Consider the following 24,577-nt stretch of genomic DNA (forward strand, 5'->3'; position numbering starts at 1 on the left):
AAAATATTAGTTAATTTCGCAAAATTAAAATCAGAATCATCTTTTAGATTAACAATATGGCAAGATTTGAATTAAAGCTTCCAAAAATGGGAGAAAGCGTTGCAGAAGCAACCATCACAAATTGGTTAAAAGAAGTTGGCGATAAAATTGAAGCTGATGAAGCGGTTTTGGAAATTGCTACGGATAAGGTAGATTCCGAAGTGCCTTCAGAAGTTTCGGGTGTTCTTGTCGAAAAATTATTTGGAAAAGACGATTTGGTTCAAGTTGGACAAACCATTGCTATTATTGAGATTGAGGGTGATAATGCTGTTGCGCCAACTCAGGATGTTCCAGATGCTATTGTTGAGGAGATTGAAAAAACAGTTGAAGCGGCCAAAGAAACGGTTTCAGCTCCAGTCAGTTTTTTCGAAAGCAATAAATTCTTTTCTCCATTAGTGAAAAATATTGCCAAAGAAGAAGGAGTGAGTCTGGCTGAATTAGACAGCATAGCCGGTTCTGGAAAAGACGGGCGAATTACTAAAGATGATATTTTAGACTATATAAAAAATAGAGGATCTCAATCTGCGCCTGTGGTTGTAACGCCTGCTCCAAAAGCGGTTGAAGCTCCAAAAGCAGTTTCGGTAACTCCGTCACAAACGGTTTCGCCAGTTTCTGTAAATGGCGGTGACGAAATTATCGAAATGGACAGAATGCGCAAGCTGATTTCGGGTTATATGGTGGCTTCGGTTCAAACTTCAGCACACGTGCAGTCGTTTATAGAAGTTGATGTGACCAATATTGTAAAATGGAGAGATAAAGTTAAAAATGCTTTTGAAAAAAGAGAAGGCGAGAAACTGACTTTTACTCCTATTTTTATGGAAGCGGTAGCCAAAGCATTGAAAGATTACCCAGGAATGAATATTTCGGTACAAGGTGATTTTATCATAAAAAAGAAAGATATCAATCTTGGTATGGCGGCTGCTTTGCCTAATGGAAACTTAATTGTCCCTGTTATTAAAAATGCAGACCAATTAAACTTGGTTGGCATGGCTAAGGCGGTAAATGATTTAGGAAACCGTGCAAAAAACGGAAAACTAAAACCAGACGATACGCAAGGAGGAACTTATACGGTTACCAATGTTGGAACTTTTGGAAGTGTTTTCGGAACGCCAATCATCAATCAGCCGCAAGTGGGAATATTAGCACTGGGAGCTATTCGCAAAGTACCTGCGGTAATCGAGACTCCAGAAGGAGATTTTATAGGTATTCGCCAAAAAATGTTCTTGTCTCACAGTTATGATCACCGCGTTGTAGATGGTGCTTTAGGCGGAAGTTTTGTAAAACGCGTAGCTGAATATCTTGAAGCGTTTGATGTAAATAGAGATTATTAAATTCAAAATATGAATAGAGTTAAACCCGACAGATTTTTTTAATCTGTCGGGTTTTGATTTTTAATGGCAGTGTTTTTGGGGCAAAATAAATTAGTAAAATACGTGGTTTAAATTTATATTTGTACCAATTTCAAATACAAAAAATGGAACTCAAACTCAATAAGCCAATTTGTTTTTTCGACCTAGAAACTACAGGAATTGACATCGGAAAAGATAGAATTGTAGAAATATCGGTTTTTAAAGTTTTTCCCAACAGCAATAAAGAAAGCAAAACATGGCTAGTGAATCCAACGATTCCAATTCCGCCGCAATCAACGGCAATTCACGGCATCAGCAACGAAAAAGTGGCGAATGAACCTACTTTTAAGGAATTGGCTCCTCAGGTTTACAATATGATTAAGGACAGCGATTTGGCTGGATTTAATTCGGATCGATTTGATATACCGTTATTGGCAGAAGAATTATTGCGTGCCGGAGTTGATTTTGATATGAAAAATAGAGTTTCTGTAGATGTGCAGACTATTTTTCATAAAATGGAAGAACGTACCTTGAGTGCGGCTTTGAAGTTTTACTGCGGAAAAGGACTTGAAAATGCCCATTCTGCCGAAGCAGACACTATGGCGACTTATGAAATCCTAATGGCACAATTGGATCGTTACCCTGAATTGGAAAACGACATGAAATCGTTGTCTGAGTTTACTACCAGAAAAAAAATAGCAGACTTTGCTGGAATGATTGCTTTTGATGCGGATAACGAAGAGATTTTTACCTTTGGAAAGCACAAAGGTGCTAAAGTAGATAAGATTTTAGAAACAGAACCAGGCTATTACAGCTGGATTCAAAATGCGGATTTTCCTTTGTATACAAAGAAAGTCCTGACGGCGATTAAATTAAGAAAACTAAATACTAAAAATTAAGTGATTAGTGATTGGTGAGTAGTTTTTTTAGTGCTATTTACTATTTACTAATCACTATTTACTAATCACTAAAAAAGAATGAAAATCATTTGCATCGGCAGGAATTACGCCAATCATATTGAGGAATTAAAAAACGAACGCCCTTCGGAGCCGGTTATTTTTATGAAGCCGGATTCGGCTGTTTTATTAAAACAGCACCCTTTTGTAATTCCGGAATTTTCGGAAGATATTCATCACGAAATTGAGCTTATTGTAAAAATAAGTAAAGTGGGGAAATATATAGAATCAAAGTTTGCTCATAAATATTATGACGATATAAGTGTTGGGATTGATTTTACGGCTAGAGATTTACAGGCTAAATTGAAGGAAAAAGGATTGCCGTGGGAAAAAGCCAAAGCATTTGACGGTTCGGCGGTTATTGGAGATTTTTTGCCTAAAAGCAATTTTGTTTCGTTAGAAAATGTTAATTTTGAACTGAAAAATAATAATGTCGCAGTACAAAAAGGGAATTCCAGTATGATGATGTGGAATATTGATGAGTTGGTATCATACGTTTCACAGTTTTTTACTTTAAAGATTGGCGATATTATTTTTACCGGAACGCCGGCAGGAGTTGCATCAGTAAAGCCAAATGATGTTTTGGAAGGATTTTTAGAAGGACAAAAACTATTTAGAATACAAGTAAAATAATGGCTATAAAATACAATTTAGCAAAAGTGTACGCACTTTCAGATAATGATCCAGAGTTTGTGAATGAAATTTTGAATTTATTTGTTACTGAGGTTCCTGAAGATTTATCACAAATAGGAGAAGGGATTAAGAATAAAGACTATAAGCAAACCTATGCTTTTGCACACAAATTGAAACCGACATTAGATTTGTTAGGTTTAAACGTGGCATTCGAAGAAATTCTGCAGATTGAAGCCTGGACAAAAGCTGAAGGCAAAAAGAAAGAGATAATAGAAACATATAAAAGTGTTAAATCTCAAGTCAAAGACGCTATTAAGGAGCTAAGAAAAGATTTTGATCTTTAATTTTAGTGTTTAATTTATTATAGGCAATAAGACATAAAAATCTAACAGTTGTGTAGTAAGCGCGGCAGTTAGATTTTTTTATTTAATATATATAGAACAGAAGTTTTTAAAATATGAAAGCAGCCATAGTTACAATAGGAGATGAGATTCTGATTGGTCAAATTACAGATACAAATTCTGGTTTTATAGCTAAATCATTAGATAGAATTGGGGTTGAGGTTTATGAGATGCTTTCTGTAAGTGATTCTCGTGAGCATATCTTAAATACATTTTCAAAACTTCAAAATAAAGTTGATATTGTTATTATTACTGGCGGATTGGGTCCGACTAAAGATGATATTACTAAGAAAACATTCTGTGATTATTTTAAAGATGAATTGGTTGTGGACACTGTTGTTTTAGCACATGTGACTCAGTTGATAGAAGGTTTTTATAAGCGGGCCATTACTCAAATCAACAAAGATCAGGCGCTGGTTCCCTCAAAATGTATGGTGCTTCACAATCAAGTGGGTACAGCACCTGGATTATGGATGAAAAAGGAAGATACTGTTTTTGTATCGCTTCCAGGAGTTCCTTTTGAGATGAAATATTTGGTAGAAAATGAAATCATTCCTAAAGTAATTAGGGATTATCACCGTCCTTACATTATTCACAAAACAATTCTTACTTATGGGCGGGGAGAAAGTGCGGTGGCTGAACAAATTGAAGATTGGGAGAATAATCTGCCCGAATTTATAAAATTAGCTTATCTGCCTGCGCCGGGAAGAGTGCGGTTACGGCTGTCGGCCAGAGGAACTGATAAAGAATTAATAGAAAAAGCTATTGAGGAAAATGTAGTTTCTTTGACTAAAATAATAGGAGATATTATTGTTGGTTTTGAGGATGATGAAACTCTTGAAGTAAGTCTGGGTAAAATTTTAACTAGGAAAAATAAAACAATTTCTACTGCTGAAAGCTGTACGGGCGGCAGTATCGCGCAGCTGTTAAGCTCAGTTCCGGGAGCTTCCAATTATTTCAAAGGAAGTGTTGTGGCATATTCAACGGAAGTAAAACAAAATGTATTAGGTATTTCTAAGCATCTGATAGAGGAACATAGTGTTGTGAGTGCTGAAGTCGCTAAAGCTATGGCTTTGAGCGTGAAAGAATTGCTGAAAACAGATTATGCTATTGCAACTACAGGTAATGCCGGGCCATCAAAAGGCGAGGCAGATGCTAGTGTGGGAACTGTTTTTATTGCTTTGGCAACGCCAAATGGAGTTATTGTAGAAGAGTTTGATTTTGGTCAACCCCGTGAAAAAGTGATAGATAGAGCTTCGGTAAAAGGGCTTGAAATATTGTTGAAAGAAATTTCAAAAAAAGAGCTGTAATTTTTTTGGTTTATAGGTTTATTTTTCTTTTCTTTGCACCCTGATTTTGAATAACGATAAAAGATAAGTATAATGTCAAGAGTTTGTGACCTTACAGGTAAAAGAGCGATGGTAGGAAATAACGTTTCTCACGCTATGAACAAAACTAAGAGAAAATTTTCTGTTAACTTAGTTAAAAAGCGTTTTTATCTTCCAGAAGAAGATAGATGGATTACTCTTAGAGTAGCAGCATCTACGATAAAAACAATTAATAAAAATGGAATCGCTGCAGTTTTGAAAAAAGCGCAGTCAGAAGGATTTATTAAATAATCTTTTCCAAAATAAAAAAATAGCAAGATGGCAAAGAAAGGAAATAGAATCCAGGTAATTTTAGAATGTACTGAGCACAAAACAACTGGTGTTGCAGGGACTTCAAGATACATAACTACAAAGAACAAAAAAAATACTCCAGACAGATTAGAGATTAAAAAATTTAATCCAATCTTGAAAAGAGTTACTGTTCATAAAGAAATTAAATAATAATTAGAGATTTAAAAAACCTCAAATGATTTACATTTGAGAATTTTATTTAAATTTCAAATAACTTTCAATCATGGCAAAGAAAACCGTAGCATCGTTACAAACATCTTCTAAGAGATTATCAAAAGCCATCAAAATGGTGAAATCTCCAGTAACTGGCGCATATACATTCGTTGAATCTATTATGGCTCCTGAAGAAGTTGATGAATTCTTGAAAAAGAAATAATTAACTAATACATTTTATAGAAAAGCTACTTTCATTCGGAAGTAGCTTTTTTATTTTCTATATTTACACCTCGAAATTAAAAGATTTTTTGAGAATTTCCTTAAACGCAGATTGTATTGTTTTTAATTGATTTTTCTTATATAAATTAACAAATGTGAATTACAAATCATAAAACTCCATGAGCTTTTTTAAAAAAATATTCTCTTCAGAGAAAAAAGACTCGAGCTTAAGCCAAGAGGCAAAAGACACATTAGACAAAGGTTTAGAAAAAACTAAAACTAGTTTTTTTTCTAAGTTAACCAAAGCGGTAGCTGGGAAATCAAAAGTAGATGATGATGTTTTGGACAATTTAGAAGAAGTTCTTGTTTCTTCGGATGTGGGAGTCAATACAACCCTAAAAATAATCAGTCGAATTGAAAAAAGAGTAGAGGAAGATAAATACCTTGGCACTGATGAGCTCAATCAGATTTTGAGAGATGAAATTGCAGGATTATTATCGGAGACTAATACTGGTGAAGCAACCGAATTTACTATTCCAGTGAATACTAAACCTTATGTTTTGATGGTTGTTGGAGTGAATGGAGTGGGTAAAACTACAACAATTGGAAAACTGGCTTATCAATTTAAAAAAGCAGGTTTTAAAGTGGTTCTTGGAGCAGCGGATACCTTTCGCGCGGCAGCCATTGATCAATTGCAAATTTGGGCTGATAGAGTAGGCGTGCCGATAGTTCGACAAGATATGGGAAGCGATCCGGCTTCGGTGGCATTTGATACGTTGCAATCTGCGGTGGCTCAAAATGCTGATGTTGTTATTATTGATACAGCTGGCCGTCTGCACAATAAAATCAACCTGATGAATGAACTTTCAAAAGTAAAAAGAGTTATGCAAAAGGTGGTTGGTGACGCTCCACATGATGTAATGCTGGTTTTGGATGGTTCTACAGGACAAAACGCATTTGAGCAAGCCAAACAATTTACTGCTGCAACTGAGGTTTCGTGCTTAGCGGTTACCAAATTAGACGGTACTGCCAAAGGTGGTGTTGTTATCGGTATTTCAGACCAGTTTCAAATTCCGGTAAAATACATTGGAGTTGGAGAAGGAATTGAAGATTTGCAGATTTTTAATAAATACGAGTTTGTAGATAGTTTTTTTAAATAATTAAGTTCATGAATTTTTCTTTTTTAAAAAATGCCAGCCCTATATATTTTTATTTTGTAAGTATAGCGGCTTTTGTATTGGCAAACATTATTAGAACAACTAGTGTTGGTCTTTATTATGCTTTATTGATTGTTGGATTGGTTTTTTTCTTTTTGGGATTGATGAGGAGGATTAAAAAGTAAGCGACTATATTTAGATTATCATCTGAATTCTTAGAAATAAAAAGTTTAGCGGTGTTTTGTAATTTATTAAACCATTACAAAATACCGCTAATTATTTAGTATCTATTAGTATCTATTTGATTGATAGTTAGTGAAAAATGATTTTCTTCCTTACTGATACAAAGCACTAATTTTGGACCATAGCTCTTCATCAAAACCGGATAGGGCAAAAGTTGGATTATCTGGATTTGCTACGTCTCCCATTCGGATGACTACCATTTTTTTGCTGGGAACGACATAGATTTTTTGGTCGTTTTTGCCTAATGCCATAAACATATCATTGGGAGCAGTCGGGATTAAACTGCCTTTAAGCTGCAGTTGCGATTGAGGTAAATGATAGCTTGCTTTGCCATTCAGCCACCATAAATAGCCGTAACCTAAGTTGATGTTTTGGGAAGTGTTTGTAGCTTCGTTGAAATAGCTTTCGTTCAGGATTACATTATTTTCCCATTTTCCTTTATTGTACATTAATAGTCCAAAACGAGCCATGCTTCTGGTGGTACTGCTGTAAACAATATTGTTGCCAGAGGTAAACCAAGTGCCATTCATTCCTATTTTGTCTCTTAATTTGGCATTGAAATAGTTATTCCACGATTGTCCGCTGGCTTGTGCAATGATGTCCTGCAGTTTTACATATACGTTGTGATACGCCCAGCGTGTTCCTGCATCGGCGGTGTAGGTAAGGGCAGAGGGAGAAACATCATCGGTGCTGTCATCCAGACCGGAAGTCATGGTTAATAAATGTTTGCAGGTGATTAGGTTTTCTTTGGCAAGAGGTGCGCTTGTCCAGCCCGTTCCTATATATTGTGATACTTTGTTGTTGATATTGATGAGGTTTTCCTGTTGTGCAATTCCCGTAAGGGTTGATGTCAATGTTTTTCCTGCGCTAGCCCAATACCAATTGGCAGCAGCATCATGACCGTTGAAATAATTTTCCATTACAATGCGCCCATTGACAAGGATAATAAAACCTTTGGAATGTTTGACTTCCAAATAATCCAATAGCGGCTGCACGGCCGATTGCTTCCATCCAAGGTTTTCTATGGATTTGGTTTCCCAATCAGTGCCTGTGAGTGGCGGAAAATAGAGTGTTTCTGTGGGAGTTGGAACGGGTTCATCATTATTTGAGGAACAATTGATGCAGAAAAATGCAAATACAAGTAACAGTATTGATTTTGACATGGTTGCGGAGGTTAGTTTTGGGTAAGACCAAAAATATCAAAAATAGTTTAATGAGAATGTGTTTTTTTTATTTTCTTTGGATTTTTAAAGTTTAACTTTGTCGTATTAACTGAAGATGTTGATCAATTGGATGCCCTAGCCCTGATAGAAGCGGTATCCTTTTTTTGTGATTTTTCATCACCAAAAAAAGATACAAGCGGATAGCAGGAAGTAGCTCCTAAAAAAGAAAATTATTTTATGAAAAAAGTATTTGGTGTTTTATTGGTTGTCCTTTTATTTGTTGGATGCAAGCAAAAAATAACTCCTGCTGATGTTGTTAAAATCAACGGTTATTGGGAGATTGAAAAAGTGGTTTTGGAGGATGGAAAAGAGAAGCAGTACGGTATGAATGAATCATTTGATTATTTTCAAATTGACAAAAAGAATGTGGGGATTCGCAAGAAAGTGATGCCGCAATTGGATGGTACATTTTTAGTAAATGATACGTTTGAAAATGTAAAAGTACGTTTTGCCAATGATCAGACTTTTTTGGATTACAGTACAGTATATATGAAATGGAGCGAGGAAATACTGGCTTTGACAGATAAAGAGTTGGTTGTTTTGAATGCTGAGAAAAAAGAATATCATTATAAAAAAAACGGGACCAATAAATTTAGATGACTATGGCAAAAAGATTAAATAATCAAAGTTCGATAGGGGACGTTTTGAAGCAAATTATCGAGGTCAATAAATTGCAATCTGGAATGGATGAGATTGATGTGAAAGATGCTTGGCGCAATTTGATGGGGAACGGTGTGAACAGTTATACCAATAATGTGGTTTTAAAAGGTTCAACTTTGTATGTTCAGTTAACATCGGCGGTGTTGCGCGAGGAATTAAGCCATGGTAAATCCAAGATTATTAAAATGATTAATGAGGAATTGCGGAGAGATGTGGTGAGGGATGTGGTTTTGCGTTAGACTTTTTTTTGACTTTTAAACGGATCTGAATTATTAGATTTTAATTTTAAAAAATATAATTAGCACTTCTATTTTAGAAGTGTTTTTTTTATACATTTGATAGTAAGTATTTTTTTAATAAATAAAAAAGCTTACTTGTAAAATAATCAACAACTAAAAACAATTAAAAAAAAACAATGAGAAAAGTATTATTTATTTTAACCGTATTATTTGCTTTAAATAGTTATTCACAAAAGAAAAAAGTAGCAGTTGTTGCTTTTTATACCGACAAAACAATCGATTTTTCTGATTTGGGTCTAAATGGTTTGGCTTCAATAGCTGATTTAGGCAATAATCCAGACTTTAATCTTACTCCTATTTTAGAGAAATATCATAATGCTTTTTTTAATGTTTATTCTAAACAATTTCCATTTGATATAATTCCTGAAAATGAAGTGACTCAAAAACAGGGATATATTGATTTTTCTCCTAAATTCGCTAGAGAGGGTGAAGCGGGAAAAACTATAATTAATTACCCAGGATACAAATATATTTATGAAGGAATAGCTGGTGAAGCAAATGAAGTAGGAACTGCTACTATTTTTAAAGAAATTGCAGATGGTGTTTTATTTACAGAAATACATTTTGCTTTACAAAAAGGTTTTGCTGTTGGAGGGACAGGAACAGTTAAAATGAGAGCTTATGCTAGAATTTCTTTGTATGATAAAACAGGAAAAAAAATATTTGCTTTCAATGAAGGGGCAAACTCTAAAAAAACTGGAGCTATCATAGGTGGAGTTCCTGTTTTAACTCCTGAAAAAGTACTGCCTATGTGCGAAAGCGCTTTAGAGGAACTTCTAAAAGATTTAGATGAAAGAGTTAATAAAATCATTAAAAAGACAGCTGATAATCTTTAATAATTTTGCTATTAAAAAAAGAAACCCACTTCATAGAAGTGGGTTTCTTTTTTTGAATTTAAGTAGCCTAAGAATTTTAAATCTAGAAATCTAAAATTAGAACTGCTCTCTTCCTGCAAAATGAAAAGCTCCTTCGATAGCAGCATTTTCATCGCTATCAGAACCGTGAACAGCATTTTCTCCGATAGAAGTTGCGTATGCTTTACGGATTGTTCCTTCAGCAGCTTCAGCTGGGTTTGTAGCACCAATTAAAGTTCTGAAATCTTCAACAGCGTTTTCTTTTTCTAAAATTGCAGCAACGATTGGACCACGAGACATAAATTCTACTAATTCTCCATAGAAAGGTCTTGCAGCGTGTACAGCGTAAAATGCCTGTGCATCTGCAACTGTCAATTGTGTTAATTTCAAAGAAACGATTTTGAAACCACCGTTTGTAATCATTGCCAATATGTTTCCGATGTGTCCGTTTTGAACTGCATCTGGCTTAATCATTGTAAAAGTTCTATTAGTCGCCATTTTTTCTGTGTTTTAAAATTTTGTGCAAAAATATACTTTTTTTATCGAATGATTTTAGCAAATTGTCAATTTACGGGTAAATATCTGTTATTACTTTGGTGTTTTTTTGATTCTAAACTTTGAAATACATTTTGTTTTTATAAAAATAAGCCAAAAGTACAGACCATAAACCTACATAAAGAATTGCAAATATTAATGAAGCGGTCATCGGATTATTGAAAAATGGCTGCACTCCCGCAACATATAAATAATCTAAAAGATTGATTTGTTCTGTTGGGGTTTTTGGGTTCGGAAACGAAATCATCACCATTGCCTGCGGTATTATTTCGGACAGGAAAAATACAATCATTGGATTTACTCCCCAAATCAGAAATAATTTGGTTCCTTTTTTATAATCAGCAATATCAATGATATAGTATAAAATGGATAGGGTAAGCGTAGCAAGCCCAGCAGTGTATAGAACGAATGAACTCGTCCAAAGTGCTTTGTTTATAGGAAAAATGATATTCCACAACTGACCCAATGCAATAAGAACGATTCCTATTATGGCCATTTTTTTTGCTTTTTCTATTTTTAGCAATGGGCTGTTAAGCAATTGTCCAATAAGCAAACCTATTATTCCTGTTGCAATTGCAGGAATCGTGCTTAGTATTCCTTCTGGATCCCATGTATTGGTTACTTCCCACATGTGTCCTTTTAAGAAAATACTATCCACCCAAGCAGCTAAGTTGGTGGCTTTTTCAAGGTTTGTGATTTCGAATCCTGGTGCTGGAACCAGTGTCATGATTGCCCAATAACCTAGCAATATTCCGATAGCAGCAAGTAATTGTGTCTTTTGAGTAGTTTTTAGATACAAAAGCGAGGCGATGAAATAGACAATTCCGATGCGTTGCAGCACACCTGGGAGTCTTACTGTTTTATAGGCTTCGATACCGCTATAGGCCAAGATTAAATAAATTGCAAAAATGGATACAGCCAAATAGGTTTTTAGTTTAGCATTAAAATTACCCATTAATGCATAACCAACTCCAGCAGTTATAATTAAACGACCAATCACTAATGGAATGTCTTCCAATCCAAAGAGCTGTATTTTTCCAAAAAAATTAAAAAATACCCCCAAACAAACCATGCGTAACGAACGGGTCAGTATTTTGTTAAAGGTGGTTTTGTCGTAGGTTTTGGTAGGCATTGCAAAAGAAATGGCTACTCCCATAATGAAAATAAAGAACGGGAAAACCAAGTCGGTTGGGGTACAGCCGTGCCATTCGGAGTGGAGTAAAGGAGGATAAACATTTGTCCAACTGCCGGGGTTGTTGACAATGGTCATTAATAAAATGGTTAATCCTCTAAATACATCAAGCGAAATAAGGCGGTCTTTGGTCATTGGTTTTTTGGTTGAAGTTACTAAGTTGCTGAGATTATGAGTCTCTGAGTTTTTTTTAAGGTTTTCAATTTTGTTATTTAAATCTTAGTTGCTTAAAATCTTAGAGATTCAGCAGTTTAAAAAGTTACTATATTAAAATTTTGTTCCAATGGTTTGAGCTGTTTCATTATTTTCGGAATCAAACGCGCTCCATTTTCCAGATAAAATTCTGAAAAATTAGCTTGGCGTTCCTGTAAACTTTGGTTGGGAAACAATTCGTTCTGCAAGTCAATAATGCGTTGCAGTTCATCATGATATTTTCTTTTTTGAGCAATAAGCAATCTTTTTTCGAGAGTTTCTAATCCTTTAGTTTGTTTGACTTCTTGTGCTTTTACTGCACCTAAAAAAGATTTGTCTGTATGATCAGCCAGTTCTAAAAGTGTTTCAAATTGTTTTCGCAATGCTTCTTTCTGCTCGGTGAAATCAATTGGGAAATCAGATAATTTTTGAGTAATTCGATTGACTAAAGTGGCTTGTTTGGAAAATAAATCAGACCAGCTTAAGTTTAATTTATCGGCTTTTTTGTTCTGTTTTTCGGTTGTCAAAAGCGCGGAGTTTCTCAACAATAAGATCGGAAAAGTAACTTTTGCGGAAGCGAAAAAAGATTTTAATTCCAGCCAATAAGCAATTTCTCCGCCTCCGCCAATGTAGCATAAATTGGGTAAAATAACTTCTTGGTACAAAGGACGCATGATGACATTTGGACTAAATTTTTCAGGATTGCTTTCCAGTAATGCCAGAATTTCAGATTCTGTGAATTCTATTTTGGTGTGGTTGACCTTGTAAATTTCATTATCCAGAATAATTCGTTCACGCAGATTATCCTCAATATAGAACAAATTGATTTCGCGCGGATTCACCTGAACGAAATAGTCTTTTAATTTTTCGATGGTTTCCGTTACCGCCTTAAAGGAAGATTGGCGAAGCAATTCTTCTTTTACGTATGGAATAAAACTGCGTTTCAAATTCTGGTCATCAGCATCCAAAATAACTAAACCTGATGCTCCAAAAAGTTCGTTTGCTAAATATCTCGTAGCATCGGCTAAGCTGTCGTGTTTGAGGTAAGAATTTTCAAAAAGTTTTATAATGGTTTTTGCATTGATGCTGGAGCCTATTTCCAGGGCATAAATTTCTAGAAAATCGGATAAGCCTTCTGTAGATAATCTTCCAACTGGCCCTTTGCTGTCTCTATTCCAGTGAAATTTTTTTCCTTTGAAACTGAAATAATTTATTTCTTCGAAATCATGATCTTCGGTTGCCATCCAATATACGGGTACAAAATTATAGTCAGGATATTTCGCCTTTAATTCGCTTGTCAAGTTAATAGTCGAAATGATTTTGTACAAAAAATACAAAGGACCACTAAATAAGTTGAGTTGGTGTCCAGTAGTAACGGTAAAGGTGTTCGGATGGTTTAAAAGCTGAATATTTTGTTTAGTTAAATCCGAAATTTCAATTCCGGCATATTGTTTTTTTAAAGCATCAACTAAAGCAATTCGGTTTTCATTATTGAAATTATCCTTTTTTTCAATGATTTGATCTTCAAAGTTTTCAAGAGTGGGGAAACGATGGTATAAGGGGTTTAATTCGTTTTTTTGATTTAAATAATCGTTCATCAATGGAGAGAAATATCCGGAATTTTGATAGCTGATACAGTCGGTTGGCATACACTTTTATTTTATTGCTAAAATAACAAAAATATTGCAAGAGATTATTTAAATGTTGTCTTTTGAGGTATAACCTTATCTTGAATTCATGAATGTTTATTAGAATGACTATGTTGTAAGTTGGTAACTCTATTTTTTTAGGGTAGGGGGCTTTTTTTAGTAAATCTTTAAACATTATAAAAACTAATTCATCAAACATGTTTAAAATAAGAAAAGGCAACTCAAATTGAGTTGCCTTTTCTCAAATAAAATTAAAGTTAAAAAGCTTACATGTGATTTTGCTCAGTAATAAAAAAGAAAACTATTAGTATTACTGATATAATCAGCATCCTATAAATTGATGATTTAAACATTGCCGTACCATTGAGTTGGTCTTCTCTTCTCTGTTTAATAAGATTAAAAATCATAAATGGAATGAGTAATGGTATAGACAGATATAAGAAGTATCTATAATATTCACTATATTCTTTTGAAATAAATACAAGCATAAATATCCATAAATAGATAATCACATTTACTGGTGTGATATGTTTCTTTATCATAATTATAAAATTATTCTTTTGTTATTAATTAACTCTTCCAACATATTTACCATTGGAGTCTGTTGTCCAACAACTATCCACTACTGCATCTAAAGTGCAATGTATCGTTAATTCTCCTGTTGGTGGTGGCACACCTTCTATTACTTCTGTTAAACATTCTGTATAGTTTTCCTGTGCTCTGTTCTGACAATTTACTTTATTATACATGCAAATTGCTGCCATTACTAAGCCTGGCCATCCCCCTGCATACGTAGAAACAATAGCACCTACTGCACATCCTCCAAAATCTTGATTACATCTATTCCAATTTCTAATAAGACGCCTTCCACATTTAGTGTCAGGAACAACTTGTCCTATATTTGGTAATGGTGTATTCCAAATATAAGTGCTTTTGGTTAGGTCAATACTTGCATTTAGTAGTTCGATTCGTGTTTCTATAGGTAAATTATAAAAGCTTGGATTTTCAGAAATAAAATCTTGTTGTGCTGTGACCATAGTCTTCAGTAGATCAATAACTTCTTGACTATTTGCTATTCCCGCCTTCTCAAATGCAAATCTTAGATCATTTTCGTTTGTTGCAACATTCACCAATTGAATAGCTTCATTATTAAATCCTACATAATTATTTTTGTTTAATGCAGTTTCTATACTTTCGACATTTGCGAAAGTTTGTTGTGAAAATGAATTTACATTCCCAGTATCATAATCCGAAATAACAACTTCTGATTTATTTAAAGTTTCATTTTTGCCTGATTCTTTTTTAGCTTCAGCATTTCCTGATTTAGTTATCGATTCAACTTCGGTATTAGAACATGAATAAAAAATTATCATAATCAATACTGTTATAAATCCGTACAGGTAAATTTTCAGTTTCATTTGACTGAAAGGCGCATTAGAGATGTTTTTTGTTTTTTTCATAATTATAGCTTTTTGTTTATTAAAAATACTACAAATATATTAATAAAAAAAGAATAATCTTAATAATAATAAATTAATTTGATGAATTTTCTGTAAAAATTTATGATTGTTTTTTGAAATTCAATTAAAAAAGCAGTTCAAAATTGAACTGCTTTTCTTCAAAAAATAATTAATTAAGTTTCCAAGTGGTTATTATATATGTTATTAAGACTATCCGTAAAATATGTATCAGTTGTTTTTTCTTCCACTGATTTCACTGATTAATAAAACTTGTGAACTCTATTAATCTTGGCTACGGATAGTCATAAATTTTATTAGGTATTTTATACCAATACTGATTATATTCTAAGCCAATCGTTCTGGTATAATATCGTATGGGCATTCAATATAATCCAATTTTTATTCAACTATATTTTAGCATAAACGATGTTAATTTATTATTGAAAAGCCCAAGTTGTCATTCTAAAAGGGCTATCAGTACTTGTGAAAGTAAAAACAGCATTACTTGCGCCTACTGTAAAGTTTTCTCTTTTAAAGTATAAACCTTTTGGATTCATTAAATTGTCATCTAAGTCTTTCAAATTTGCTTCAGCTGATATAGTAACGGCATTCGCAAAAGTTGATCCCTTTTTCCATATAGTTGTAGGATGTAAGGTTATAGTTTTGTTTGTAGCATCACTTGTTAGCGTAAAATAATGATAGACTCTTGTTGTCGCTCCTGTTGAACTAACAAATCTATACTCGACGTAGCTCCCATTAGGAGTATTAAACCAAGGCTGTATTCTGGTCAGCTTTGATCCGACCGCCAAAGTGGACTCAATGGTTTTAAAAATTGAAATAAATGAAAGGGAATTTGTTGGAGCTAATTCAAGTATAGATCTGTCATGCCCATATACTACATTTGCATTTAAAGGTAAAAGAATTTTATAATCATCAGTCAGAACCAAAGGTTTACTTGAATATTTAATAGTTGCACTTACACCGTTTGTACCTGTAGCTGTAAAACTTCCATCAGCATTATTGTAGACAAAAGTTGTTAACTTTTGGCCTCCAACTTCTACCGCAGGACTAACTACAATACCTGTTGGCGAATAACCAATTCCCATATCATAGGTTACAGAATAACCAGTCTCAACAGAATTTGCTTCGGCAAAACGAGTAGCCTCAGAAAAAGAAAAATCGAATTGGTGTATTGTTTTACCATCATTGGTTTCAAGTAATCTGAAAAGAGGTCTAGATGGGTCTCCAATGACATTGTCAATCATATCTATGTTTTTAGGCAAGTCAGTCCAATCTTGAGCAGTTGCTTTTACAAAGCGGAGCTCTTGATTGCTTCTATTTGTTCTAAAAATAATTTCTCCATTCTCCTGTCCATAATACAGAAATTGAAAATCACCAAGATATCCTTTTGCTCGCAATGCTGGAATAGGATAATTATCTGATTCGGATAAAAGATGTATTCTGTTTTTGGTAGTAAATACCAAACTTACCGTACTTCCTAGTTGAATAGCATACTCACTTTTATAAACATCAGTATCGTCATCAAAGTCAGAAGCCATTTCGACAGTTCCATCTTTTGCAAATTTGATTAAATGAGTGTAGCCTCCTAAAACGGTATTGTCAGTAAAATAAACTACTTTCCAGCCATTTTCTGAAGAAAGCAGCATATCGGTTAATTCTTTCTTCTGCGAATTTAAACGTTCAGTTGGTGTTTGTTCGAATTTTTGCTCAGCGTCTGTATTAGTACAAGCAGCCAGCAGTAAGGCTATAAAACCTACAATTAGATATTTATATATATTTTGTGCTTTCATAATTATTGGTGTTTAATTAGTTTATAACAGCATTCGTATTTTTTTCAGCTTCATCGCGTAAAGTATAAAAATCCATATCAAAAGCATCTTTAAAATATTTTACGACTAACGCTTCTTTTGCTATTAGTGCAAAATATGCCGAATCACTTATAATATTATTCAAAAAAGCAGCATACTCAGCTTTTGAACTGATTAATATAACAGAGGCTGTTTCGGCAAAATCTTCATTAATATTAGATCTCGCATAACTAGTAATAAAACCTAATTCATTTGAGGAAGGAATTGTATAATTGTACCAATCGGCAGTATATCCAACTGGAGTAATTGCCGCCCAAGCTTTCTCATCAAAAGGTTTATTCTGATTTAAAATATGAATATACTCGTGTTGAATGGTGTGTATAAACTCTTTTATATTTGCTCGATTTGTTTTGTCGATATAATCAGTTTCAAAAAGTGTTACTCGTTGTCCTCCTTCGGCTAGTCCTAAGGTTCTCGTACCTACACTATTTAAATTAACTCCTCCTATCAAAACAATTTCTCGCGGAGCAATTTTTTTTACAAAATCTGCCCCGCCGATTGTTTTATAGCTATCAAGCCATATTTTTTGAACTATCTCAAGTGCTGGCTGGACGCTGCTTACTAATGGCGGGAATAAATAGCGGCTATTATCTACCGTATTTTGGTTCCACTTATATTGGACATTTATATTGTAAGGGTTTAGATAATTTATACCTATCCAATTATCCAGTGCAGTTTTTGTTGGCTGATTATAATCAAGCTGGCTTTCACCTACTTGATCATCATTCGAACAAGCAACAAGAGCCGCCAATGTCAAAAACAAAACTGCTATTTTATTATATTTTACTATTTTCATGATATTTTGCTTTTAAAAATTATCTAGGATTTAATTCGATACCATTACCTGATGCGTGAAGAGGTATTTGTAAAGCTCTACGATTATCATCTTTGGCTAAAACATTGGTTGGTTTGTTTTCAATTTCATGATTAACAACAATATTAAAACGCTTTACATCGAACCATCTCATCCCTTCGTGTATAAAATCTCTTCGTCTTGTTTCGGCAATTGCTTTTATATAAGATGTTTGTACTGGAGTCATAGTATAAAACGGAGTGTACTCATCAGCAACTACAGGATATTTTGCAACAACTTTAGCTTGTGTTAGTTTATCAGTAGTGGCGTTGTATCCTACTGTTCTAGTCGATAAAAAGTATTCCAATTCATCATTTGCCAAACTTATCTGTCCAGCCATAACATGGGCTTCTATACGATTTAAGAAAAACTCATCATTGCTTAGCAAAACTTCAGCAACATAAGGTTCTCCAATTCCCGCTGTTACATTTGTATACTTGAAATACTCATAGAACTTAGGAAGAAATACAGTTCTGCTGCTATTGTATGAATAAAAATTGTACAGCCAGCTTTTTCCAAAAAGACTGGTACCAGACCCCAAAATTTCTCCATACCTAGTTCCCGACAGATAAAATCTACTTTGGGAGGCTGATCTTCCGACAATTGAATTTGCCGATACTATTAATAAATTTGTTTGAGCTGCACTGCTGGCATAGCTTACACGCTGCTCATCTGGAGTCATTAGATCATAGGATGCAAAATCTCTTATTTTTCCAACTGGTGGTTTAGAACCTAAGTCGTTTGATAATGCGATTACCCTATTCCAATCTCCTTTTATTAAATAAAACCTGCTTGCAAATGCTTTAGCGGCATCTTTATTAAAATGGAATTTTGGTTCTTTATACCCATTGGTTATATATGGCAGTCCTTCTTCAATATCTTTTTGAATAAAGTCAAAAACTTCTTGAACTGTGTTTCGCTTGTATTGAGGAGCTAGCTCGGTTTCGGGTTTTGTAAGATAGGGAATTCCTATAGTTGAGCTAGCTGTAGCAGGGTTGTACCGTTGTGACCAAAAAGACACTAACATAAAATGAGCATAGGCTCTAGCTAATAATGCTTCTCCTTTTTGAGGATTTAGACTGCTTGGACTTCCTAAATCTTCAATTGCCTGCAGTGCTGTATTTGCATGTGCAATAGCTCTGTAGCAAGCATCCCAATAGTAGGCTTGGGTATCAATATTATTAGTTTCTGTTTGAATTTCCCAATTGTAGTTTTGAAGGTTTTTTATGAGTGTGTTTCCAAATTGGATTCCACTATCAAAAACGTTATCAGACATTGTTTCGGCAATATCAAAATAGCTCATCTGAGGATAAGCATTGACCAAAACTTCAGAGATTTTATCAGGAGTATTTATTTCGGTTCTATTATCGGGTTTCTCAGAAAGAAAATCATCACAACTGCTAACACCTGCAAGGATTAGAAGTAATAGTGTTATTTTTAAGTTTTTCATAATTTTATAATATTAAAATGAAAGGTTTATAGCAAAAGTATATTGAGTGGTAACTGGCATGGCAACGCCTCCAGTATTTCGGAATTCAGGATCTTGGCCATTTAATTTTTTGTCAGAATAAATTAGCCAAGGATTAACAGAAGAGCCTCTTAAAGTAAAGGCACTAAGTCCTAATTTTTTCTTCAAATCTTTTGGGAATTCCCAACTCAATGATATGTTTTTTAATCTTACAAAATCACCATCTGCAATTCTAACATCTGAATAGTTATAAGTATTATAAGCTCTTGCTAATGTTCTTGATCCATCGTAGTTTGTATTCATTTGTTTATCAGCAATAACTGGAACATTTGTGTAATTTTCATCGCCAGGGTTGATCCAACGGTTAGTAAATTCTTTGGTAAAAACGGTTAAATCATCATAAGTGCTATCATAAATAGGATTTAGACGTATTTTGTTTCCACCAGATCCAACAAAAAAGACATATAATGACCAATTTTTATAGGTAAATGTATTTGCTAAACCAATAGATTTATTTGGTTCAATAGAGCCTTCGTATTTTAAATATTTAGTAACATCTTGATTATCTTGAAAATTAGCTCCTGTGATTTTATCTGTTTCTCCTTCAGCCATTATAAAAGTTGGTAAACCTTGATTATTTAAGCCTGTAAATTGATAAGAATAAATTGCATTTCTCGGGTGTCCAACAGTATTACCGCCATTACCATCAATTAAATCGAATGCAGTAGGCTTATTTTGTAATTTTGTAATCTCTTGATTATAAATTGAAAAGTTTAATGTTGTTGACCATTTAAAATCTTTATTATTAATGTTTTTTGTTGTAAAACCAACTTCAAGACCTTTGGTTTCCATATTTGCATAGTTACCTTGTTTTATTCTTTGTCCTCCTACCCCAGAGGTAATAACATAATCCACTAAATCAAATGCTTTTCTGCTGTACACATCTGTTGTAAATTGTATTCTGTTATTAAACATTCCTAAATCTAATCCTAAATTAGTCTCAAATTGTTTCTCCCAAGTCAATGCTCCGTTTTGTAATTCATCGATTTGGATTCCTGATTCTCTGTCATCAATATTAAAACGATCAGTAATATAACTTTTGTAGATTGCCAATGAGTTTGTCGCCGGTCCAGCTGTTGCAGTAAGTCCATAAGCCCCCCTTAGGCTTAAATTGTTTACAGATTCAATATTCTTCATGAAATTTTCTTCAGAAAGATTCCATTTTCCACTAAAAGTGTAAGTAGGTAACCATCTTGAAGAACCGCTGTCTCCCTGTCTGTTTGATCCATCATAACGGCCTGTTACTGAAGCTGTATAGCGGCGGTTATAAGTGTATCCAACTTTACCGAAGAAACCTACCGTTCTTTCTTTTTCTACATTAAATCCATAATAAGAATCTCCTCCGTTAATTATTTTTTCGATAATTCTAGGGTCAGTAAAAGCGGTAAGACCTCGGTCATACTGAATTCCAGCTGCTGTAAAATTATCACTGCTTCTATCTACAACACGCATTTCAGTACCGAAGAAACCTTCTAATTCATGTTTATCTTTGAAAACATCTCTGTAGGTAATACTATTTCTAAGATTATAAGAAGTCATATCATTTGTGAATTTTCTCAAGAAACCGCCATTTGGTAAAACCGAAACTTTAGGAGCAGTTAAGTCATTAGGATCTTGATATAAAAAAATATTCTCATCCCTAACCAATGTGTTAACACCATCTTCACCATCAGGAGTTCCTGCTTTGTAAGCGCCCACAACATTTGAATTTTCTAATATTTTATGTTCACGGCTTGTATTTGCGTAACGGCCAGATCCTGTTAGATTATAGTTTAGTTTGGAATTAATTTTATAATCTAAATCTAGTTGAAATCGAATGTCCTTAACTTCAATTTCCATAAAATTGTTTTTCAATTCATTTAGGATATTCATCGAGGCCCAATTGTTTCTGTAATATTCTAAATTCCCATTATCATCATAAGGTCTTAAGGTTCTGCTAGTATTTAAAACATAATTAAAAGGATTGATATCAAAATCTCTGGTAACTTTTCCAAAAACTTCATCTTTTTCACTTTCGTAACTTCCTGGAGCGTTTTGATTACGAACTGAAGCTAGAGTTGATAAGGTTATATTTAATTTATCGTTTACAAAAAACGTTCCTTTGATGTTTGATGATAATTGGTTTACTTGATCAGCAATAGTCCATCCTGGATCATTGTAATAGCCTAATGAAGCATAAAAGGTGTTGTTTTTACCTCCTCCGGCAAAACTCAAAGAATGATTTTGTGTAATTGAGGGTCTAAAGAGTACATTGAACCAATCTGTATTGGCTAATTCATATTTTTTTAGGAAATTATTACGGCTTACAGGATCATTATTTACTAAATAACCGCCAGTTTCTGGAACATATGTATTGATTGCTCTTCCTAAAATGTTATAAGCACCTCCATATCTGCCATTTACTGTTGATGGTAAATCCAAATATCCTTTAGCTTCCATTTCTTTAAAAATACTCATTGATTCTTGAGAATTTAAAATGTCATATTGTCCATAATTTGGCACAGTTCTAAGGGATTGCTCTAGTGAGTATGTTATTTTTAAAGGCGAATCTCTTCTGCCTTGTCTGGTAGTAACAACAACAACACCGTTTAGAGATCTTGAGCCGTAAATAGAAGTCGCCGATGCATCTTTAAGGATTTCTATACTTTGAATGTCGTTAGCGTTTAAACCCGCAATTGATGAACTTAGTAAAGTCTCTGAGTTTCCTGAAGCTAAATCAGCAAATGAAAGATTGATAATGTCTTCTTGTACTACTCCATCAATAACCCATAGCGGTTTTGTATCTCCGAAAATTGATGAAGATCCACGTACCGTAATTTTTGGTGCAGTACCAAAAGTACCTGTAACATTTTGTACAGTTACCCCGGCTGCTTTACCTTCAATCATTCGGCTAACATCAACTACTCCGTCTACTTTTAGTTCCTTATCGGTAATTTTGCTGACAGCTCCTGTAAAAGTTCTTTTTGATGTTTTTTCATATCCAGTGGTAATGATAACTTCGTTAAGACTTTGCCCTATTTCAGATAAGACTACAGTGATAAAATCATTAGTAACATCAATTTCTTTGGTTTGCATGCCAATGTAACTAATCACAATTTTTGAACTGCCGGCAGGTATTTCTATCGAGAATGCCCCGTCAAAATCGGTTAATGTGGTAACCTTACTTCCTTTTACCAATATTGATGCTCCTGGTAACGGATTGCCATTGGAATCTATTACTTTTCCTTTTACAATCGTAGCTGCAATTAAATTAGAATTTAATGACTCTAAAAGATCAAAATTTGCAGGTTCTTTAGCAGGTATAGTCTGTAGAACAATCTGGTTGCTTATTTCAGAGTAACTGATGTTTAATGGTAAAAGTATTTCGTTTAAAACACTGGAGAGTATTTCATCGTTAGCATTAATGTTCACTTTTTGGTTAAGCTGTGTTATTCTTGAATTATAAGAGAACTTTACGTTAGCTGATTTTTGAAGTTTAGATAATGCACTGGATAAACTCAAGTTGGTAATCGAAATGGTAACTTTTGTATCTAGTTTTTTCTGTCCTTTGACGCTGTTGGCCATTAAAACAGTCGAAAAGACAAAAGCCAGTACTATCTGAAAGAGTGTTATTTTCATGATTCGATAGAGTAATCGTTGTTTGACAACAGGTTTTTTCATAATTTTGATTTTGTTTTGATTAATACTTTTTAAACGGGTGTTTTGAAAAACTTACCAAAATGCTTTTTACAGAAAGCTTTTGATATTAATTTAGCGTCGAATGTGTTACAGCATATTCGGCGCTTTTTTTGTTTCTAGTACATTTTTTACATAGGCTTGGTTTTTAATTGCATCCTTGGGATGTTATGATAATCTGGTTTCCGTTCATTTCATAACTAGTATTATTCCCAATGCTTTTACAGATAATCTTTAATTTTTCGGGTAAAGGCTGATCGATTAATGAAGTAGTTAAATGACAATTTTTTAATTTTTCTTTTGGAAAATCAATCTCTACTTCGTAGGCTTGCTCGATTGTTTTAAATATATGGCTAACAGGCATGTCTGTAAAATCGAAACTCAATTGTTCTATGGGTTTTGCAGTTTGTTTCAGAACAATATCTCTAGTGACATCTGTTATTTTATCAAATTTGGCAGTTTCTCTCACGAAGCGTACAGCTTCATTGGGTAATAAAAAAACTTCTTCAGAAGAAGTTTTTGCCGCCTGATTGTTAGAGTGAACTTTTACTTTTCCAGTGCGGACTATTACTTCTACATTAGGCTGGTTCTCAAAAGCACAAATTCTAAAACTCGTTCCTACAACTTTGGTCACAATTTCGTTGGCAAAAACAAAAAATGGTTTACTTTTATTTTTACTTATTTCAAAAAAAGCTTCACCCGACAAATACACCTTCCGTTCATTTCCGATAAAAATTTTAGGATAGCTCAGTTTACTTTTAGGTTGTAACAAAATAGAACTTCCATCAGATAAGGTTATGATTTGAGGATTTTTGGAGTTGTTTGTTTGCTCAACTAATCCTTCATTATTTTCTATGAGAAGTTCTTGGTAAACACGATTGTCTTTGGCTGTGTCAAAAAAGTTGAAATATCCCCATGAAAATGCTAGACCCATTACCAAAACAGCTGCTGCGGATCTAAACCAATTGCTATTCCAAATTTTAGATTTTGGATTTTGGACACTTTTAAGAGCAGCCTCTTTAAGAGCGATTTTTTTCCAAGTATTTTCTAAGGCCGATTCCACTGTTGCCGTTAACATCTGGGTTTCCTCGACTTTGGTAGCAAGAACCCATAAACGAGCTTCTCCTACTAATTTTGCTCTTTCAGGATTTTCGAGTGTCCAATTCTCCCACTTGGAAGCATTTTTATTTTGCAGAATCCATTGGCGAAAGGAATCATCACCTAAAAAGTCTTCTATCTGAGTATATTTATTTCGCTTTTGCATCTTTGTAATAAGGGTTACAAAAACAATAAGGACACCTCTTTTGTTATATACTCACCTAATTGTGATTTTTTTTAAAATAAATTAAATAAATATTTTACAACCTAGATATATGATGAGTATAATATCAAAATGATTGAAATATTCTCTTTCCAATCTTTGCGTAATTTTTTTATTGCCCGGTTTTGAACGTAAAGGACAACAAAGATCTTCAAGTTCCCGCTGATGTGAATTTAATTGCAATTGAAAATGCCTTGGTGAAAAGGGATAGAAAAGTAACTACCAAAAGTATTGCTAATTTGAATCATCTTTTTCAAGAATGCGAAACCAGTTTGTCCATTGAATATGGAATTATTGAACAGACATTCTCTCCAACTGCCTTGGATGAAATTTCTAAATGGATTTTGGTTCACGTCAAGTAAATCGATTTATGATTTATAAAGAGACTGTTCAAA

The 24,577-nt window shown here is 33.9% G+C and carries 23 protein-coding genes; 13 read left to right on the forward strand and 10 right to left on the reverse strand.

Annotated features, from left to right (window positions below):
- The first annotated feature begins 56 nt into the window (after positions 1-56).
- The 9 genes from CLU83_RS01050 to ftsY all read left to right on the forward strand — a co-directional run bounded on the left by CLU83_RS01050 (position 57) and on the right by ftsY (position 6,592).
- The gene (locus CLU83_RS01050; RefSeq protein ID WP_100429902.1) at positions 57-1,370 is read left to right on the forward strand and encodes a dihydrolipoamide acetyltransferase family protein; all 1,314 of its coding nucleotides are present in this window, start codon (positions 57-59) and stop codon (positions 1,368-1,370) included.
- Positions 1,371-1,513: 143 nt separating this feature from the next.
- Entirely contained in the window at positions 1,514-2,287 is a 774-nt protein-coding gene (locus tag CLU83_RS01055) for a 3'-5' exonuclease (protein ID WP_100429903.1), read from the forward strand.
- A 78-nt stretch (positions 2,288-2,365) separates the two neighbouring features.
- Positions 2,366-2,977: a fumarylacetoacetate hydrolase family protein gene (locus CLU83_RS01060; RefSeq protein WP_100429904.1), complete on the forward strand. Its 612-nt coding sequence runs from the start codon at positions 2,366-2,368 to the stop codon at positions 2,975-2,977.
- Positions 2,977-3,321 (forward strand): Hpt domain-containing protein, encoded by a 345-nt coding sequence (locus tag CLU83_RS01065; protein ID WP_100429905.1) that lies wholly within the window; start codon positions 2,977-2,979, stop codon positions 3,319-3,321. Before CLU83_RS01060 ends, CLU83_RS01065 begins: the two co-directional genes overlap by 1 nt.
- Positions 3,322-3,434: 113 nt before the next feature.
- Entirely contained in the window at positions 3,435-4,688 is a 1,254-nt protein-coding gene (locus CLU83_RS01070; protein ID WP_100429906.1) for a competence/damage-inducible protein A, read from the forward strand.
- 72 nt (positions 4,689-4,760) lie between these two features.
- Positions 4,761-4,997 carry a 50S ribosomal protein L28 gene (gene rpmB, locus CLU83_RS01075; protein WP_024980263.1) on the forward strand — a complete coding sequence of 79 codons (237 nt, stop codon included), beginning with the start codon at positions 4,761-4,763 and terminating at the stop codon, positions 4,995-4,997.
- Positions 4,998-5,024: 27 nt separating this feature from the next.
- On the forward strand, positions 5,025-5,207 hold the full coding sequence (gene rpmG, locus CLU83_RS01080; protein ID WP_007805817.1) for a 50S ribosomal protein L33: 183 nt from the start codon (positions 5,025-5,027) through the stop codon (positions 5,205-5,207).
- 73 nt (positions 5,208-5,280) lie between these two features.
- On the forward strand, positions 5,281-5,433 hold the full coding sequence (locus CLU83_RS01085) for a DUF4295 domain-containing protein (RefSeq protein WP_100429907.1): 153 nt from the start codon (positions 5,281-5,283) through the stop codon (positions 5,431-5,433).
- Positions 5,434-5,611: 178 nt separating this feature from the next.
- A complete protein-coding gene (ftsY, locus tag CLU83_RS01090) occupies positions 5,612-6,592 on the forward strand; it encodes a signal recognition particle-docking protein FtsY (RefSeq protein WP_100429908.1) in 981 nt (326 codons plus the stop codon).
- A gap of 332 nt (positions 6,593-6,924) precedes the next feature.
- Here the strand turns inward: ftsY and CLU83_RS01095 are convergent, their stop codons facing one another.
- The gene (locus tag CLU83_RS01095; RefSeq protein WP_100429909.1) at positions 6,925-7,995 is read right to left on the reverse strand and encodes a serine hydrolase; all 1,071 of its coding nucleotides are present in this window, start codon (positions 7,993-7,995) and stop codon (positions 6,925-6,927) included.
- Between the two features lie 237 nt (positions 7,996-8,232).
- Between CLU83_RS01095 and CLU83_RS01100 the strand changes: the two genes are divergently transcribed.
- From CLU83_RS01100 to CLU83_RS01110, 3 genes are all read left to right on the forward strand, one after another.
- A complete protein-coding gene (locus tag CLU83_RS01100) occupies positions 8,233-8,655 on the forward strand; it encodes a hypothetical protein (RefSeq protein WP_232726929.1) in 423 nt (140 codons plus the stop codon).
- A gap of 2 nt (positions 8,656-8,657) precedes the next feature.
- Positions 8,658-8,954, forward strand: coding sequence for a DUF721 domain-containing protein (locus CLU83_RS01105; RefSeq protein WP_077376378.1), 297 nt, complete (start codon positions 8,658-8,660; stop codon positions 8,952-8,954).
- A gap of 176 nt (positions 8,955-9,130) precedes the next feature.
- On the forward strand, positions 9,131-9,850 hold the full coding sequence (locus CLU83_RS01110) for a hypothetical protein (protein ID WP_100429910.1): 720 nt from the start codon (positions 9,131-9,133) through the stop codon (positions 9,848-9,850).
- Between the two features lie 96 nt (positions 9,851-9,946).
- On the opposite strand, the gene CLU83_RS01115 is transcribed toward CLU83_RS01110, so the two are convergent.
- The 9 genes from CLU83_RS01115 to CLU83_RS01160 all read right to left on the reverse strand — a co-directional run bounded on the left by CLU83_RS01115 (position 9,947) and on the right by CLU83_RS01160 (position 24,125).
- On the reverse strand, positions 9,947-10,366 hold the full coding sequence (locus CLU83_RS01115) for a nucleoside-diphosphate kinase (protein ID WP_100429911.1): 420 nt from the start codon (positions 10,364-10,366) through the stop codon (positions 9,947-9,949).
- Between the two features lie 112 nt (positions 10,367-10,478).
- Positions 10,479-11,750 (reverse strand): acyltransferase family protein, encoded by a 1,272-nt coding sequence (locus CLU83_RS01120; RefSeq protein WP_100429912.1) that lies wholly within the window; start codon positions 11,748-11,750, stop codon positions 10,479-10,481.
- A gap of 116 nt (positions 11,751-11,866) precedes the next feature.
- Entirely contained in the window at positions 11,867-13,456 is a 1,590-nt protein-coding gene (gene bshC, locus CLU83_RS01125) for a bacillithiol biosynthesis cysteine-adding enzyme BshC (protein ID WP_100429913.1), read from the reverse strand.
- A gap of 566 nt (positions 13,457-14,022) precedes the next feature.
- Positions 14,023-14,916 carry a hypothetical protein gene (locus CLU83_RS01135; RefSeq protein ID WP_100429915.1) on the reverse strand — a complete coding sequence of 298 codons (894 nt, stop codon included), beginning with the start codon at positions 14,914-14,916 and terminating at the stop codon, positions 14,023-14,025.
- A gap of 437 nt (positions 14,917-15,353) precedes the next feature.
- Positions 15,354-16,727 carry a DUF4302 domain-containing protein gene (locus CLU83_RS01140; protein WP_100429916.1) on the reverse strand — a complete coding sequence of 458 codons (1,374 nt, stop codon included), beginning with the start codon at positions 16,725-16,727 and terminating at the stop codon, positions 15,354-15,356.
- Between the two features lie 16 nt (positions 16,728-16,743).
- Positions 16,744-17,601 carry a substrate import-associated zinc metallohydrolase lipoprotein gene (locus CLU83_RS01145; protein WP_100429917.1) on the reverse strand — a complete coding sequence of 286 codons (858 nt, stop codon included), beginning with the start codon at positions 17,599-17,601 and terminating at the stop codon, positions 16,744-16,746.
- Between the two features lie 19 nt (positions 17,602-17,620).
- Complete coding sequence (locus CLU83_RS01150) at positions 17,621-19,108, reverse strand: RagB/SusD family nutrient uptake outer membrane protein (RefSeq protein WP_100429918.1); 1,488 nt, start codon at positions 19,106-19,108, stop codon at positions 17,621-17,623.
- Between the two features lie 12 nt (positions 19,109-19,120).
- Positions 19,121-22,846: a SusC/RagA family TonB-linked outer membrane protein gene (locus CLU83_RS01155; protein ID WP_100429919.1), complete on the reverse strand. Its 3,726-nt coding sequence runs from the start codon at positions 22,844-22,846 to the stop codon at positions 19,121-19,123.
- 163 nt (positions 22,847-23,009) lie between these two features.
- Positions 23,010-24,125: a FecR family protein gene (locus tag CLU83_RS01160; protein ID WP_100429920.1), complete on the reverse strand. Its 1,116-nt coding sequence runs from the start codon at positions 24,123-24,125 to the stop codon at positions 23,010-23,012.
- A 182-nt stretch (positions 24,126-24,307) separates the two neighbouring features.
- On the opposite strand from CLU83_RS01160, the gene CLU83_RS01165 reads away from it, so the two are divergent.
- Entirely contained in the window at positions 24,308-24,544 is a 237-nt protein-coding gene (locus CLU83_RS01165) for a hypothetical protein (protein ID WP_100429921.1), read from the forward strand.
- Positions 24,545-24,577: the final 33 nt, after the last annotated feature.

The sequence above is a fragment of the Flavobacterium sp. 1 genome, from assembly GCF_002797935.1.
In the GTDB taxonomy this organism is placed as follows: domain Bacteria; phylum Bacteroidota; class Bacteroidia; order Flavobacteriales; family Flavobacteriaceae; genus Flavobacterium.

Bases quoted from the DNA above. Each gene is read 5' to 3' on its own strand.
- CLU83_RS01050 (WP_100429902.1), top strand. From the start codon at position 57: ATGGCAAGATTTGAATTAAAGCTTCCAAAAATGGGAGAAAGCGTTGCA.
- CLU83_RS01055 (WP_100429903.1), top strand. From the start codon at position 1,514: ATGGAACTCAAACTCAATAAGCCAATTTGTTTTTTCGACCTAGAAACT.
- CLU83_RS01060 (WP_100429904.1), top strand. From the start codon at position 2,366: ATGAAAATCATTTGCATCGGCAGGAATTACGCCAATCATATTGAGGAA.
- CLU83_RS01065 (WP_100429905.1), top strand. From the start codon at position 2,977: ATGGCTATAAAATACAATTTAGCAAAAGTGTACGCACTTTCAGATAAT.
- CLU83_RS01070 (WP_100429906.1), top strand. From the start codon at position 3,435: ATGAAAGCAGCCATAGTTACAATAGGAGATGAGATTCTGATTGGTCAA.
- rpmB (WP_024980263.1), top strand. From the start codon at position 4,761: ATGTCAAGAGTTTGTGACCTTACAGGTAAAAGAGCGATGGTAGGAAAT.
- rpmG (WP_007805817.1), top strand. From the start codon at position 5,025: ATGGCAAAGAAAGGAAATAGAATCCAGGTAATTTTAGAATGTACTGAG.
- CLU83_RS01085 (WP_100429907.1), top strand. From the start codon at position 5,281: ATGGCAAAGAAAACCGTAGCATCGTTACAAACATCTTCTAAGAGATTA.
- ftsY (WP_100429908.1), top strand. From the start codon at position 5,612: ATGAGCTTTTTTAAAAAAATATTCTCTTCAGAGAAAAAAGACTCGAGC.
- CLU83_RS01095 (WP_100429909.1), bottom strand. From the start codon at position 7,995: ATGTCAAAATCAATACTGTTACTTGTATTTGCATTTTTCTGCATCAAT.
- CLU83_RS01100 (WP_232726929.1), top strand. From the start codon at position 8,233: ATGAAAAAAGTATTTGGTGTTTTATTGGTTGTCCTTTTATTTGTTGGA.
- CLU83_RS01105 (WP_077376378.1), top strand. From the start codon at position 8,658: ATGGCAAAAAGATTAAATAATCAAAGTTCGATAGGGGACGTTTTGAAG.
- CLU83_RS01110 (WP_100429910.1), top strand. From the start codon at position 9,131: ATGAGAAAAGTATTATTTATTTTAACCGTATTATTTGCTTTAAATAGT.
- CLU83_RS01115 (WP_100429911.1), bottom strand. From the start codon at position 10,366: ATGGCGACTAATAGAACTTTTACAATGATTAAGCCAGATGCAGTTCAA.
- CLU83_RS01120 (WP_100429912.1), bottom strand. From the start codon at position 11,750: ATGACCAAAGACCGCCTTATTTCGCTTGATGTATTTAGAGGATTAACC.
- bshC (WP_100429913.1), bottom strand. From the start codon at position 13,456: ATGCCAACCGACTGTATCAGCTATCAAAATTCCGGATATTTCTCTCCA.
- CLU83_RS01135 (WP_100429915.1), bottom strand. From the start codon at position 14,916: ATGAAAAAAACAAAAAACATCTCTAATGCGCCTTTCAGTCAAATGAAA.
- CLU83_RS01140 (WP_100429916.1), bottom strand. From the start codon at position 16,727: ATGAAAGCACAAAATATATATAAATATCTAATTGTAGGTTTTATAGCC.
- CLU83_RS01145 (WP_100429917.1), bottom strand. From the start codon at position 17,601: ATGAAAATAGTAAAATATAATAAAATAGCAGTTTTGTTTTTGACATTG.
- CLU83_RS01150 (WP_100429918.1), bottom strand. From the start codon at position 19,108: ATGAAAAACTTAAAAATAACACTATTACTTCTAATCCTTGCAGGTGTT.
- CLU83_RS01155 (WP_100429919.1), bottom strand. From the start codon at position 22,846: ATGAAAAAACCTGTTGTCAAACAACGATTACTCTATCGAATCATGAAA.
- CLU83_RS01160 (WP_100429920.1), bottom strand. From the start codon at position 24,125: ATGCAAAAGCGAAATAAATATACTCAGATAGAAGACTTTTTAGGTGAT.